Source organism: Lentzea sp. NPDC051208 (assembly GCF_040682435.1).
Taxonomy (GTDB): Bacteria; Actinomycetota; Actinomycetes; order Mycobacteriales; family Pseudonocardiaceae; genus Lentzea; species Lentzea kristufekii.
This window is the reverse complement of record NZ_JBFBAW010000005.1, coordinates 72,925-87,858: the sequence shown is the minus strand read 5'-3', so window position 1 is coordinate 87,858 and position 14,934 is coordinate 72,925. Positions and strand designations below refer to the sequence as shown.

The window sequence follows — 14,934 nt, the reverse complement described above, 5'->3', positions numbered from 1 at the left end:
GGGCGGTCCTCGTTTTCCGGTCCGGACGAGGAGGAGGCCGGTTGGGACCCCGTGGCGTCTTCGCGGAGCGCTTCGCGCTGCTCTACGCGGAGGCAGGCGACCCTCCCCTGAAGAGGGTCACGGAATCGGTCACCCGCGCCCGCCGATCGGACGAGCAGGGCAGGCCGCTGCGAGTGCCCGCCCAGCGGGTCAGCGACTGGCGGCGAGGGCGCAACGTCCCCGCCAGGTTCAGCGGGCTGAGCGCCGTCCTCGAGGTCCTCGTCGGCGAGGCCCGCAAGCGCAAGCCCCAGCCCGCGATCGACGGCCTGTACGAACTCGACGCGTGGCGCGCTCTGTGGGAAGAGGCGCTCGCGAGCCCCGTCACCGAAACCGACGCACCCCCTCAGGGAGACGACTCCGTCTGCCCGTACATGGGTCTGAGCGCATTCGGGCCGCAGGACGCGAATTGGTTCTTCGGCCGGGAAATGGCGACCAACGCACTTCTCGACCGGCTGAACGAGAACGGCATCACAATGCTCGTGGGCGCGTCCGGCGCCGGCAAGTCCAGTTTGATGAAAGCGGGCGTGCTGCCGCGGCTGGACAAAGAGACCATCGTCATCTCGCCGGGCACCGATCCGCTGAAGGAGTTCGGGCTCCAGGTGCCGGAGCTGATCCCCGCGCTGGAGTCGGCGGTCGCCGCGGACGGGCACGTCGACCTCACGCACGAGGTGCAGCTCGCGATCGGCGACCGGGTGGTGATCGTCGACCAGTTCGAGGAGGCGTTCACCCTCGGCGGCGACGAGAACCGGTTGCGGATCTTCGTGCAGGCCCTGCACGCGGCGGCGGAGAAGAGCGCGGTAGTGCTCGGCGTGCGGGCCGACTTCTACGCCCGCTGCCTCGACTTCCCCGAGCTCGCCGAGGCCCTGCAGAGCAGGCAGATGGTGCTCGGCGCGATGTCCGCGGCCGAGGTGCGCGACGCCGTGACGAGCCCGGCCAAGGCCGCCGGCCTGCAGCTGGAGGCCGGTCTGGTCGACCTCGTGCTGCGCGACCTGGGCACGCACAACCGCCGCGGCAAGGACGCGTACGACGCCGGCGCGCTCCCCCTGCTCAGCCACGCACTGCTGGTGACGTGGCAACGCAGGCAGGCGGGGCGCCTCACGATCGCCGGCTACCGGGCGGCCGGCGGCATCCAGGGTGCCGTCGCCGCCACCGCCGAACGAGCCTGGTCGGATCTCGACGAACCGGCCAGGGCCGCCGCGAAGCAGCTGCTCCTGCGCCTGGTCAGGGTCGGCGACGACACGCAGGACACCCGCCGCCGCTCCAGCCGTCACAGCCTGCTCGAAGCCAGCACGAACCTCCCCGCCACGGAACGCGCGCTGGAAGTCCTCACGCACGCCCGCCTCGTCACCGCGGACGCGGGCTCGGTCGAGATCACGCACGAGGCGTTGCTCCAGGCCTGGCCCCGGTTGCGCAGCTGGATCGACGAGGACCGGGCGGGCAACCTCACCCGGCAGCGGCTGGAGGAGGACGCGGCGACGTGGTCCGCGCACGACCGCGACTCGTCACTGCTCTATCGCGGCGCACGGCTGGAGGGAGTGCGGCAGCAGCGGGACGTCACCACGATCGCCAAGGAGTTCGTGCGCACGTCCGAACGGCAGCACCGCAAGAACGTCTGGCTGCGCAGGTCTGCGGTCGCGCTGGTGGCGGTGTTCGCACTGATCGCGGCGGGTGCGGCCGTGATAGCGGTGAACCAGCGCAACGACGCCCAGTTCCGCCAGGTCGTCGCCGAGGCCGACCGGCTGACCGCGAGTGATCCGTCGCTGTCGGCGCAGTTCCTGATGGTCGCGCACCGCATGCGCCCGGCCGACCAGGGCGTGGTCGCGAAGCTGCTCGCCATCCAGCAGGTCCCGCTGGCCGTGCCGCTCGTCGGGCACACCGGCGCGGTCTACCTGACGACGTTCAGCCCGGACGGCTCCCTGCTCGCCACCGCCAGCTACGACCGCACCGCACGCCTGTGGGACGTCCGTGACCGCAGCCGCCCCAAGGAGCTCGCGGTGATCGCCGAGCACAGGAACTGGCTGAGCTCGGCGGTGTTCTCCCCGGACGGCAAGGTGCTCGCGACCACCGGCCAGGACGCGACGATCCGGCTCTGGGACGTGGCGAACCCGAGTTCCCCCAGGGCGTTGAAGACGATCGAGACCGGCAACGGCCCCTCGTACCTGCTGGAGTTCAGCCCGGACGGCACGTTGCTCGCCGCGGCGAACGAGGACCGCTCGGCGAGGCTGTGGGACGTCCGCGATCCGGCGAACCCCCAGCCGTCCGGCGAGCCGCTGCGCGAGCACACCGCCTCGGTCCGCTCGCTCGCGTTCAGCCCGGACGGCAGGACCCTGGCCACCACGGGCGACGACCAGACGATCCGGCTGTGGGACGTCGCCACGAGAAGGACTGTCGGCAAGCCGATGACGGGCCACACGCTCGGCATTCACAGCGTGGCGTTCAGCCAGGACGGCAAGCTGCTCGCGAGCGGCGCCGACGACAAGATGGTGCGGCTGTGGGACCCGGCCACGCAGGAACCGGTGGGGCAGCCGCTCGTCGGCCACACCGGACCGGTGTGGTCGGTGAAGTTCAGCCCGGACGGCCGCACGCTCGCCTCCGGCGCGTCCGATGCCACCGCACGGCTGTGGAGTCTCACCGACCCGGCCTCACCGACCCCGCTCGGCCGGCCGCTCGCCGCACGCGGAGCCGGCCTCTTCGCGGTCGGTTTCAGCCCGGACGGCGACTCGCTCGCGACCGGGTCGCTGGAGAACGCGGTGAACCTGTGGTCGTTGCCGCAGGCGATGCTCATCGGCCATTCCTCCCAGGTGACGACACCCTCGTTCAGCCCGGACGGCAAGATCGTCGCGACCGGCTCCGGCGACAAGACCGTGCGGTTGTGGAACGTCTCGGACCCGCAGCACCCCAAGCAGATCGGGCAACCACTGCTGGGGCACGAACGTTCGGTCAGCAGGCCGCGGTTCCGCCAGGACGGCAAGGTGCTGGCCACCGCGGCCGGCGACAAGACCGTGCGGCTGTGGGACGTGAGCGATCCGGAGCATCCGAAACAGCTGGGCGAACCGCTCGTCCTGTCGAACCGGTTCTCGGCGTGGGCGGTGTTCCGCCCGGACGGCCAGGTGCTGCTGACCAGCAACACCGACGAGTCGGTGCGGTTGTGGGACGTGCGAGACCCGGCGCGGCCCGTGCCACTCGGTGTCCCGCTGACAGGGCACGACGCCTACGTCAACGACGCGGAGTTCAGCCCGGACGGCCGCACGGTCGCCACGGCGAGCAGCGACAAGACGGTGCGGCTCTGGGACGTCAGCGATCCGGCGCGGCCGCGGCAGCTGGGAGAGCCGATCAAGGCGCCGCAGGTCGTGGGACAGGCGATCTTCACCGCGGACGGGCACACGCTCATCACCTCGGGGCAGGACAAGGTGATCCGGCTCTACGACGTGCGCGACCGCGAGCACCCCGTGCGGATCAGCGAGTTGTCTGGGCACACCGGCACGATCAGCGCGATCTCGGTCAGCGCGGACGGCAGGACGCTGGTGAGCAGCAGCGCCGACAGGACGTTCCGGCTGTGGAACGTCGAGGACCCGGCCAAGCCGTACTACCTGGGCCGGCAGATCGCGGGCGACTGGGCGGCGGAACCGCTGGCCCAGTTCGCGCCGCAGGGCGACGTGCTCGCCACCGGCAACGCGGACGGCATCGTCCGGCTGTGGGACCTCGACGTGGAGCACGAGATCAAGCGGATCTGCACGGCCACCAGGGGTGTGCTGACGCCCGCGCTGTGGCAGGAACGTCTGTCTCAGATGGACTTCCGGGATCCCTGCTGACCCTCATCGCGCAACTGCTCTCACAGCCGGCACCGCATCGGTTACTGTCCGCCTCATGCGTCTTCTTGCTCGGGTCGGCAGCTTGCGCGCGATCGTCGCGGTGACCGTCGGGTTCATCGCTCTCAACATGATTCTGGTGGTGCTCGGCAACGTCACGGACTACGGCACGAACGAGGCGTTCGTGCAGCACGTCCTGGCGATGGACACCACGTTCGGCGAGGGGCTGAAGTGGCGGGCCATCACGAGCCCGGCCGTCGTGACGATCGTCTACGTCGCGATCATCCTGTGGGAGGCGATCTCCGCGGTCCTGCTGACCGCCGGCACCATCGCCTACCTCCGCGACAAGGAGGACAGCGCGCGCAAGTTCGCGTCCGCCGGACTGCTGATGATCGTGGCGCTGTTCCTCGGCGGCTTCATCACCATCGGCGGCGAGTGGTTCGCGATGTGGCAGTCGAAGGACTGGAACGGCATCGGCGCGGCTCTGCGCATGGTGACCATCGCGGGCTTCGCGCTGATCCTCGTGCACCTCAACCCGCGTCGGGCCACGCAGTAGTCGGCTTCACGCAGAACACCGGCCCGACACCCGCGTCGGCGCCGAGTTCGTCCCACCAGTCGCGCTGCTCGGCGTCCTCGATCGAGTCGACCACCACGAGCCCACCGGCCTCGTGCACGAACCCGATGAGGTCGCTGAGCACGTGCGACACCAAGTCGTCCGGCTTCTGGCAACGCCCCTTCACCCGCACGGCCGCCACCCCGAGCGAGCGCACGAGCTCGATCTCGGCGGTGGAACCCTGGAAGTCGCGCGCCCCGATGTGGATGCCCATGTCCGCCAACAGATCCAGGTTGTCGGCGGCCTCGCTGTCCTGGGACGCGAGCACGTGCACGGGGAAGCCCAGCAACAACCGCCCGGCCTGCAACCCGGTGTCCGCGAGCACACGCCGCACGTCCCGAACGAGGTCCGGGTTGTTCGCCAGGCTCTCGGTCAGGCAGACCGCGAGCATCTCGTCGTACCGGCAGGCGGTCTCGGCGGCCGTCCGCAACATCCACTCGCCGAGCGGCGGCATCAGCCCGGTGTGCTCGGCCATCGACACGCACTTCTCGTGCTGGATCAGCCCGACGTCGCGATGCCGCCAGTTCAGCTCGGCCTCGACGCACACCCGCGCCGACCCGTCGAGCTTCATGACGGGGTTGAACACGACCTCGATCTCGCCGCTCTCCCAGGCCCCTGGCATCACGGCGGCAAGCGCGAGGTCCTCCTGCTCCCGCTTGTCCTGCGTCGCGTCGTGCAGCCCCCACTGCCGCCGCCCACTGCGCTTGGCCCGCCGCAACGTCATGTCCGAGGCCCGCAGCACCTCGGCGGGATGATCTCCAGGGTGCAACCGGGGCAACACCCCGATCGACGCCGACACCGCGACCCCGTGCTCACCGAAGTAGACGGGCTCGGCGAGCTCGTGCTCGATCGTCCGGATCGTCGTGTCGACGTCCGGCGTGTCGACCCCGTTCTCCACCAGCACGGCGAACTCGTCACCCTCGAGGCGAGCGACCATCGCCTTCTCAGCGGAGAACACGGAACTGAGCCGCTCGGCGACGAGCCTCAGCACCTTGTCCCCGACCTCGCGCCCGAGCCCGTCCGTGATCACCGCGAAGGCGTCGAGATCGAGGTGGTAGAGCGTCACCCCGTGCTCGATGTCGCTGTGCAGCAACGATTCCAGCCGGGTGGTGAGGTACTGCCGGTTCGGCAGCCCGGTCAGCGCGTCGTGCAACGACTGGTACTGCAACCGCCCGCCGAGCAACGTCAGCTGGCTGTCGTCGTCGATCATCACCACGTAGTGCCGGGGGTTGTCCTCGGCGTCCTTCTGCAGGGTCGCCGCGAGCAACACCCGGAAGTGCTCGCCATCGCGATCGATGAGCCGGGGTCGTTCCTCGACCCGCCGCATCCGCCCGTACCGCAGACCGGCCAGCGCGTCGTTGACGAGCGGTAAGTCGATGGGAGCGATCAAATCCGTGAGCGTCATCCCGGCAACGTCGTCACGCCGGAGGATGGTGCACAACGCCTCGTTGGCCCGCAGCAACTCCCCGTCGAGACCGACAATCGCAATGCCGGTGGACGAGTGCGCGAAAATGTCCTCGAACCGCTCCTCGCTGGCCTGCAAATCAAGCTGCACAGCCCGATTCGCCCGCAATAACGCCTGACTGACACTTTCCTGCTGCTCCAGCACAAAAGACTGAATCGCCGCCGTGTAAGCGGCAGACACGGCACCGATCACCAATGCGGCCTGCTGGGCGTCCGCCCCCTCCTGCACGACGAACCGCGCGAGGATCTCGACCGACTCCAGCAAGCTCTCGGCGCCGACGCAGTGCATCTCGACCAGCCGGGTACCGACCCACGAGGCCACGCCAGGTTCGTCGGCAACCGCCTCAGCCACCACGTTGAGCAGCTCACGCAACTCTTCGGTCAGCTTCTCCGCGGAAAGCGGTATGTACGAGGTGCGACTGATCTTCATCGCCCAGTCGCGCGCCAGTTCGTCACGTCCCACCTGACGTGACGGTCTCGCGTCGTCCTGGCTCGGCAACCGTTCCACCTGACCTGCTCGGCGAGCAACGGTGCGGAAGCCTACCGCCAGCAACCCACACCGTCGAAACGCGCGAAGACGTTCCCTCCAACGGGGTAATAACGATCTCTGCGCGTTACAACAATTACTAGCTCGATCGGACCAATTTTCTCACGAACCGCCCCAACCCTCGACGTCACATCGACTGACGCACGGCCAACGGAGCTTTGGCAAGGGCGAACGGCCAGGCAAACGCCAGCACACTCACGGCAAGCACCTGATCGCAGCGAAGCCACCCCACCACCGCAACCAAACTAAGCAACGCGCCTCCGCCCAGAGCAACAGGCGTGCCATCTACCCGCGCACGGCGCGGACCCCGGCTTTGGATCAGATTGGCGGGGTCTGGGGCGGAGCCCCAGGATCACGCGAGGTCCGGGGCGGAGCCCCAGGAAGCCCGGACCCTCAACCCCCGACGATGTGCCGCAACTGGGCCAGCAGATCGGACCGAGACGTGGACCCCAACCGCTGCCTCATCCGAGCCATGTGGTGCTCAACAGTCTTGGCGGAGATGAACAACCGATCCCCCACCTGCCGATAGGTCATCCCCTCCACCACCAGCTGAGCCACCTCCCGCTCCCGATCGCTCAACTTCCCGGCATCCTCGGCCACGGCCACGACATCAGCCTCAGCAGCACGCCGAGCGGAAACCGGCCTCCCCTGCAACAACCGGGCACAGTCCAGCAGCCGAACCATCGCCTGCCGATCAGAGGTCCGGATCGCAGCCTGCCCGGCGAGCCGGGAAGCGTCCCACCACAACCCGACCGCGTGCAGACTGCGAGCAGACTCCTCGACCCGGTCCGCGTCGACATCTCCAGCGACGACGTCCAGCCAGCACTCAGCCGCGGCGGACAAGATCGCGCAGTACCGGCTCCGCTCCCGATGAACCGCCAGCGCCGCGGCATGCTCCTCAGCAGCCGCGGTGTTCTCGTCGATGATCGCCGCGTGCAGCAGACTCCAGTGCAGCTGCGTGGCCCACAGCGGCGGATTCCCCAACGACCGCAACAACGCAGCGGCCTGGGCCAGGTGCGGAGCCAACCGCTCCTTGTCCCTCAACCGGGCAGCAGCAGCGGCGAACTCCCCCAACGGCAACAGGCTGAACAGATCCACAGGATGCCGGAGAACGGCCTCGCAGGCCTGCTCCCAGGTCCGCCGCAACGTCGCGAGATCGGAGTTCCGCCGGGCCACCCCGACCTCGAGGGCCACCGCGAAGATCCAGTCACGGGGCTCGAAAGCCCCTCGAACGGACATCAGCGTCTCGCGGGCCACGGCCAGGTTCCCGCGCAACATCTGCAGCCAAGCCTGCAACAACCGGTGCCGGACGGACATCAGCACCCCGCCGGTACCGGTCTCGACGGCCCGGTCCAGCACCGACTCGGCGACGTTCGGCTCACCGCAGTGCACAGCGACCAGGGCGGCCAGAGCAGCCGGGCTGTCCGGCAGCAACACCGCTCCACCGGCAGGTTCGAGCATCGACGAAGCACGTACCAAAGTGGACAGTGCCGCGGTCTCGCCGCCGGCCACCGACTGCCGAACCCCTTGCAACATCAACGAAGCCGCTCCACCCAGCATCGTGGGAGGCTGCGGAGGCGTCTCCTCGAACAGATGCCCGGTGCCGATCAGCCCGATCCCGGCGAAGGCAGCCGCGTAGGGAGTGGCAGCCCACCGGAACAACTCGGTGCTGCGCGCCAGCTGTCCGCGGTGGGCCAGCGCGACGGCCGCCACCTCGGCGGCGGTCCGCCGGTGCGGCGAGTCGGCGACGCTGATGACCTGGTCGGCAAGGCGCAGAGCGCCGTCCAGGTCCCCGGCCATGGCCGAAGCGGTGGCCCAGGAGGCAGCGGTTTCCGCGGAAGGCGTGCCTCCGCCGGTCGAGGCCTTGAACAACCGGGCGGCGAGTGCGGGGTCGGCGGCCAGGGCCTCACGGGCAGCCGCGACGAACACGGGTCCGCCGATCCCGGTGTCGAGCAGAGGCCGGACCAGGTCCAGCACCGGCCCACCTCGGTCGAGCTGCAGCTGCGCCAGTTTCTGCCGCACCGCGATCCGGCGTTCGGCGCGGGTCAGCGCACCGACGGCCCGCAGCGCCAACGGCAGCAGGGTGCCGTCCTCGGCGAGCATGCCCGTCGCCCGCGCGGCCTCGATGATGTCGCTGACTTCGTCGAAGTCCTTGTCCAGCAACGCGGACAGCAGGTCCAGCCGCTGGGCGGCACCCGCCTCGGCGGCCAGCAGGAACTTCTGCAGGTCCGCGTCCAGCCAGTCGAGATCCGCGCGGAACGCGCCGAGCGCGTCAGCGGAAACCTCGGACACAGCTCCGAGGCGTTCGACGAACAGCGGCACGCCACCGGTTTGCGCGAACACGAAGTCGGCGACCGGCTTGGCGGCGCCGAGCAGTTCGCGGACACCCTCACGGGACAGCGGCGCCAGCGGCACCACAACGGCGGCGCGGCTCAGTTCGGCCAGCGCCGCACGGCGTGGCCAGGGCCGGTGGGCAAGCACCAGAAGAGGTTCCGCGGCAAGCGAGCGCAGGGAGGCGTCGTCCAGCAGGTGCGCGTCGTCCACCACACGCACAGCGGAGTTGGTGATCTCCGAAAGCAGCGCTGTCTTGCCGTAACCACCAGGCGCCGCAACGACAACGCGCAGGCGGGTGCCGGCGGCGGCTTCGTTGATCCGGTCGAGGACACCCCGCACCGGGGCGTCCAGCACCAACCTGGCTCGCGTGGTCACGCTCAACGGCCGTCCTCATCATCGTCTCGGGATCGGGAGCTGCTGGAACCGGCGCGGCGACCGGCGGGCTTCAGCACGCGCGCGACGCGCTTCACCCGCCTCGGCGGCAGTTCCAGCGGGGACACGTCCACCGGCGGGCGGGGCGGTGGCGGGGCGAACTCGTCGTCGAGGCTCGGGACCTCGCCGACGGGGAAGCGCATGGCGGCTTCGCGGGTGTGCACGAGGACCGACGTGTCGAGCGGTTCCGGCTCGACCTCGGGGCCCATCAGGACCAGCCGTGCGGCGACCGCGAGGCCCTTGGCGACCGAGTGCTCGGGGCGGGCCTCGGCCAGCACGCGGCAGTCGACCGCGGACGACAGCGCGTCGCCGATCACGGGCATCCGGCAGGCGCCGCCGACGAGCAGCACCGCGTCGGGCTGCACGGTCCCCACGGCGCGCACGAAGGTGCTGACCAGGTGGTCGACGGACGGCCGGATCTCATCCACGAACTCGTCGCGCGCGATCTCCACGCCGCTCACCACGACCGACGGTGCGGAGGGGCCGAACGCCCGCTTCGCCGCCTCGCACTCGGCGGACGACACGTGGCCGTCCTTGCCGAGCCGGCCGCGCACCAGCCCGAAGAGCAGGTCGTCGAAGTCGGCGCCGGTGTGGTGGTCGACGCCGTCGACGTGGTTGACCAGTTCGAACGTCCGGTTCTGCGCACGCCGGACCACCGACGCGGAAAAAGCGTGGCTGCCCAGCGAAAAGACCGCCAACGACGCGTCGAGCACCACGCGGGAACGCACGGCGTGGTTCTCGGCGGCCGCGAGCGGCTCCGGCACGAGCGTCGCGTCGGGCAGTCCGACCGCCCGCAGGGCCGCGTGGAGCTGCCCCCGGCGATAGGGACCCCACCCGGCCGGGTGACTCACCGCCAGGTGACGGGGCTGTTCACCCTCTCGGGCGACGACCTCGCCGACGACCCACATGATCAGCAACGCGGTGAGCTCCTCGGCCGGGCACAGCTCCGGGCCCATCGCGAACGGCACCGCGTCACCGACCCGGCGTGCGAAGCCGGAGGCGGTCCACCCGGCCACGCCGCGCTCGCCGACCGTGAACGTTCCTGCTTCCGTGAGCTGCAGCGACGACGGCACCACGAGGGCGATCTCGGCATCCCGGGCACCGTCGAGGCGGCACACGGCAGCCGTCGTCCGGGTGGTCCCGACATCCACTCCGAGTACGTACGCCAAGTCTCTTCCTCACCTGTTCGCAGCAGCGACCAGTACCTACACGGGTGAACAAGAGACGCTCAAGCGAGGCCCCTAACCCCCTAGGGGGTCAACGACCGTCACCCCATCGGGGAACGGGGATTCACTGGGAGTGATCCCCGATGCCGGTCAGGGGCCCGCTCTCATAACTTTCAGCCACACACCCCGACCGAATTCGTGCCTTCATTCAGGAGTTCCCTCAGATGATCCAGCCCAGCACGCTCCACGACTTCGTGCTCAACCTGCTCAGCGACCCGTCGCTCAAGGACGCCTTCGCGGCCGACGCTCAGGGCACCCTGGAGCAGGCTGGTCTGGCCGACATCACCGCCGTCGACGTGCAGGAAGTCATCCCGCTCGTCCTCGACCTGCTGCCCGCCACCCCCGCTGGCCTGCCCGCCATCGACGGTGTCGACCTGACCCTGCCCGCCGGTGACGTCCTCGCGGACGGCCCGCTCGGCGCCATCAGCCAGCTGCAGGCGGTCGCGTCTCAGCTGACCTCGTCGGGCGTGAACCTCACCGACCTGCAGACCTCCTCCGCCGGCATGCTCGCGGTGGGCGAGGACGGCCTGCAGCTCGCGGCGGCCAACCAGAGCCTGGGCGAGTACGCCCGTGTCGGCCTGGGCATCGACGGTGACTTCTCCGCCGTGACCGACGTGACGTCGGTCCTCGACCAGACCGCGTCCCCGGTCACCGGCACCGTCCTCGACGTGGCGGACACCGCCACCGCCACGGTCGACGCGCCGCTCGACGGCGTCACCTCGGCCGTTCCGGGCCTCGACGGCGTCCTCGGCCAGCTCGGCGGCGTGACGGGCCTCGGCCACGACGCGCTCGGCGTGCTCGGCGGCGGCGACCTCAGCCTGGGCGTGCTGAACACCAGCGGCCTGGACGACCTGGCCAACGGCGACGTCGGCGCGCACTCCGTCGACACGATCGGCCAGGTCACGAGCACCGCGACCGGCCTCGTCGGCACGGCGACCGATGTCGCCACCAGCGCGACCGGCGTTGCCGGTGACCACGGCGTCGGCAACGTGCTCGGCACCGTCACCGACGTGACCCACAACGTCCCGGTCGTCGGCGACCTGGACCTGGGCCTGCTCGGCTGAGCCACCCTCGCGACGCGAACCGGCCCTGTCTCTCGCAGACAGGGCCGGTTCGTCGTCTCCAGTCCCTGGCTGACAAAAAGCTCAAAATGATTCACGTTCCACGCGGTGAGCAACGTCACCGCCCTTCCGAACAGCCTCGTCCGCGCGAACTAAACCGGTATCGGTTTCCAGGCTTTCACCCAAGGGGGTGAACACGGCACTATGAGTCAGGTGATGGCACCGCCCTGGCTCGACGTGCTCGACGAGACGATCGGGGCCTGCGTCACGCACCGGAGGCCCGATCTGGAGGCCCGGCTGCGGGAGAAGCGGGCACAGCAACTGGACCCCAAGTTGCGCGTTCTCGTCGTCGGCGAGTCCAAACAAGGCAAGAGCCAGCTCGTCAACGCGTTGCTCAACGCACCCGTGTGCGCGGTGGGCGACGACATCACGACGACTGTGCCGACCTTCGTCCAGCACGCGGACACCCCGTCCGCGGCTCTGGTCCGCAACGCCTCGGCGGGCGGATCGATCTTCCACACCCCGACCGAGCGCATCGCCGTGCCGATCGACCAGGTGACGAAACAGGCCGCCGCGCAGCACGTCGTGCGGGCCGAGATCGGCATTCCGCGCGCGCTGCTCGACAGCGGCCTGGTCCTGATCGACACCCCCGGTGTCGGCGACACCCGCTCCGCGCACACCGCCAGCACGTTCGCGACGCTGATGCAGGCCGACGCCGTGCTGCTGGTCTCCGACGCCACGGGTGAGCTGACCTCGGCGGAGATGACGCTGCTCAAGAAGGTCATGGAGGCCTGCCCCAACGTCACGGTGGTCGTCACCAAGATCGACCTCGTGCCGGGCTGGCGGCACGTCGTGGAGCGCAACCGGGCACTGCTCGCCCGCGCCGGCATCCGCGCGAAGCTCATCCCCGTCTCGTCCGCGCTGCGGTTGCGCGCCGCGAAGACCGGCGACCAGCGCCTCAACACCGAGTCCGGGTTCCCGGAACTGGTGACGTGCGTGCAGAGCGACATCGTGGCGAGCGCCGACCTGCTGGCCCGCCGCGCCGTCGCCGTCGTGGCGTCGTCGGCGATCACGCAGCTGGTCACGCCGTTGCGCGAGGAGCTCACGGCTCACGACTCGTCCCGCACGGTCGCCACGATCTCGACGCTGCAGGAGGCCCAGCGGCGCGTCGACGAGCTGCGCCGCCGGTCCGCGCGCTGGCAGAACGTGCTCAACGACGAGATGGCCGACCTGATCTCCGACGTCGAGTACGACCTGCGCGACAGGACCCGCAAGATCCTGCGCGAGGTCGACAAGACCTACGACGAGGCCGACCCCGCGATCGGCTGGGACAAGTTCGAGCAGTGGCTGGAGGACAACCTCAACGAGGCCGCCACCACGAACTTCGCCTGGCTGATGGAACGCGCGGAGTGGGTGGCGGCGAAGGTCGCCAGGAACTTCCCCGTCTACCGCGAGGACCTGATCCCGGGTTCGGTGCTGCCGGACGACCTCCTCGAACCGGCGAGCAAGCTGGAGAAGCCGAAGATCGAGCCGTTCTCGATGCCGCAGAAGCTCTTCACCGGTCTGCGCGGCTCCTACGGCGGCGTGCTGATGTTCGGCCTGGTCACCTCGCTCGCGGGCATGCCGCTGATCAACGTGATCTCGCTCGGCGCCGGCGCGCTGTTCGGCGGGAAGTCCATCTTGGACGAGAGCGACCAGCGGCTCAAGCGCCGTCAGGCAGCCGCGAAGGCCGCCGCGCAACGGCACGTGGACGACTTCTTCATGAAGTTCTCCAAGGACGTCCGCGATTCCGGGCGGCACATCCAGCGCTCGCTGCGCAACCACTTCAGCACGCTCGCCGAAGAGCTGCAGGAGACGTTGCTGGAGTCGGCCCGCAGTGCCAAGCGCGCGGTGCAGGACGACCAGACCGAACGTGAGCGCAGGATGCGGGAAGGCCGCAAGGAGCTGGACAAGCTCGTCACGCTCTACAAGCGGGTGCAGGCACTCGGGGGTCCCGCGATGGAGCTCACCGCGTGACACTGGACCGCGTCGTCTGGTCGATGCTGCAAGAGGCGCTGGCGGTCTACCGGGACAGCCCTCGCGCCACGGCCTGGCTGCGCTCGCACGTCGAGCGCTACACCGAACCCGTGCGGATCGCGGTGGCCGGCCGGTCGCGGATCGGCAAGTCCACTGTGGTCAACGCGCTGGTCGGCGACGAGTTCACACCGCAGAACTCGTTCGTCTGGTACCGCGGCGGCACCGAGCAGCGGGCGCACGTGTTCCACGGCCCCGGCCGGCCGCACGAGGTCTCGATCGGCAGGCGGGGCAGCCGCAACCACGTCGAGACGGGCCAGTTCGACCGCTCCGACCGGATCGTCGTCGACTGGCCCGCGCGGACGCTGCGCGACGTCGTGCTGATCGACACCCCGTCCGAGGCCACGCCGGAACAGGTGCTCGGTGACGCGGACGCGTTGCTGTACCTGATGCGGCACGTGCAGGACGAGGACCTGAAGTTCCTGCAGTCCGCCAACGACCACCCGATCGCCAGGACCGCCGCGGTGCACACGGTCGCGGTGCTCGCCCGTGCCGACGAGATCGGGGCCGGGCGGATCGACGCGCTGTCGTCGGCCAAGCAGATCGCCCGCCGCTACCGCCGCGACCCGGCCGTGCAACCGTTGTGCCAGAACGTGGTCTCGGTCGCCGGGCTGCTGGCGGTGGCCGCGAAGACGTTGCGGGAGGACGAGTTCGCCGCCCTGCGGGTGCTGTCGTCCCTGGGGCGCGAGGAGCTGGAGGACCACCTGCTGTCGGCGGACCGGTTCGCCGGCGAGCAGTTCCCGGTGACGATGGAACCCGCTGTGCGGCAGGCGTTGCTGGAGCGGTTCGGGATCTTCGGCGTCCGGCTGATCACCGCGTTGATCAGGCAGGGCTTCGACTCGCAGGTGAAGCTGACCGGCCAGCTGGTGCAGCGCAGCGGGCTCGGCGAGCTGCGCGACTCGATCGCGGTCCACTTCGTCGAGCGCCGCGAGATCCTCAAGGCGCGCTCGGCGCTGCTGGCGCTCGACGTGCTGTTCCGGATGGAGCCGCGGCACAACGCGCGCAAGCTGATGGCCGACCTGGAACGGGTCGTCGCCTCCGCGCACGACTTCCGCGAGCTGCGGCTCGTGGCCGCGCTGCAGTCCGGTCGCACGAAGCTGCCCGCCGAACTGCAGACCGAGGCGCTGCGGCTCGTCGGCGCCGAGGGCGTGGCTCCGTTGGCACGGCTGGGTTTCGAGTACGAGGCCGACGTCCGTGAGCTGCGCGAGGCGTTGCTCGACGCGCTGGTCCGGTGGCAGGCGCAGGCCGCGGACGTCCACGCGACCCACGCCCATCGCAAGGCCGCCCAAGTCGTGGTCCGCACGTGCGAGGGACTGCTCCAGCAGTTCAGCTGAGG

8 protein-coding genes are annotated in these 14,934 nt (G+C 69.9%); 5 read left to right on the top strand and 3 right to left on the bottom strand.

The features are described from left to right. Positions 1-41: 41 nt before the first annotated feature. Positions 42-3,851 (top strand): hypothetical protein, encoded by a 3,810-nt coding sequence (locus tag AB0M48_RS13205; RefSeq protein WP_363840202.1) that lies wholly within the window; start codon positions 42-44, stop codon positions 3,849-3,851. A gap of 55 nt (positions 3,852-3,906) precedes the next feature. Further along, positions 3,907-4,404 carry a DUF2165 domain-containing protein gene (locus AB0M48_RS13200; protein WP_363840199.1) on the top strand — a complete coding sequence of 166 codons (498 nt, stop codon included), beginning with the start codon at positions 3,907-3,909 and terminating at the stop codon, positions 4,402-4,404. Here AB0M48_RS13200 and AB0M48_RS13195 read toward each other — a convergent pair. The 3 genes from AB0M48_RS13195 to AB0M48_RS13185 all read right to left on the bottom strand — a co-directional run bounded on the left by AB0M48_RS13195 (position 4,379) and on the right by AB0M48_RS13185 (position 10,407). Continuing rightward, positions 4,379-6,433: a diguanylate cyclase gene (locus AB0M48_RS13195; RefSeq protein ID WP_363840196.1), complete on the bottom strand. Its 2,055-nt coding sequence runs from the start codon at positions 6,431-6,433 to the stop codon at positions 4,379-4,381. The genes AB0M48_RS13200 and AB0M48_RS13195 overlap by 26 nt on opposite strands. A 432-nt stretch (positions 6,434-6,865) precedes the next feature. Continuing rightward, the gene (locus AB0M48_RS13190) at positions 6,866-9,181 is read right to left on the bottom strand and encodes a LuxR C-terminal-related transcriptional regulator (protein WP_363840193.1); all 2,316 of its coding nucleotides are present in this window, start codon (positions 9,179-9,181) and stop codon (positions 6,866-6,868) included. 2 nt (positions 9,182-9,183) lie between these two features. Next, complete coding sequence (locus tag AB0M48_RS13185; RefSeq protein ID WP_363840190.1) at positions 9,184-10,407, bottom strand: Hsp70 family protein; 1,224 nt, start codon at positions 10,405-10,407, stop codon at positions 9,184-9,186. Positions 10,408-10,628: 221 nt separating this feature from the next. Here AB0M48_RS13185 and AB0M48_RS13180 point away from each other — a divergent pair, with 221 nt between their 5' ends. The 3 genes from AB0M48_RS13180 to AB0M48_RS13170 all read left to right on the top strand — a co-directional run bounded on the left by AB0M48_RS13180 (position 10,629) and on the right by AB0M48_RS13170 (position 14,932). Further along, positions 10,629-11,528, top strand: a complete 900-nt coding sequence (locus tag AB0M48_RS13180) for an IniB N-terminal domain-containing protein (protein ID WP_363840187.1) — start codon at positions 10,629-10,631, stop codon at positions 11,526-11,528. A gap of 213 nt (positions 11,529-11,741) precedes the next feature. Continuing rightward, positions 11,742-13,541, top strand: a complete 1,800-nt coding sequence (locus tag AB0M48_RS13175) for a dynamin family protein (protein WP_363840185.1) — start codon at positions 11,742-11,744, stop codon at positions 13,539-13,541. After that, complete coding sequence (locus tag AB0M48_RS13170; RefSeq protein WP_363840182.1) at positions 13,538-14,932, top strand: hypothetical protein; 1,395 nt, start codon at positions 13,538-13,540, stop codon at positions 14,930-14,932. The genes AB0M48_RS13175 and AB0M48_RS13170 overlap by 4 nt, the downstream gene beginning before the upstream one ends. Positions 14,933-14,934 lie beyond the last annotated feature (2 nt).

Bases quoted from the DNA above. Each gene is read 5' to 3' on its own strand.
- AB0M48_RS13200 (WP_363840199.1), top strand. From the start codon at position 3,907: ATGCGTCTTCTTGCTCGGGTCGGCAGCTTGCGCGCGATCGTCGCGGTG.
- AB0M48_RS13180 (WP_363840187.1), top strand. From the start codon at position 10,629: ATGATCCAGCCCAGCACGCTCCACGACTTCGTGCTCAACCTGCTCAGC.
- AB0M48_RS13175 (WP_363840185.1), top strand. From the start codon at position 11,742: ATGGCACCGCCCTGGCTCGACGTGCTCGACGAGACGATCGGGGCCTGC.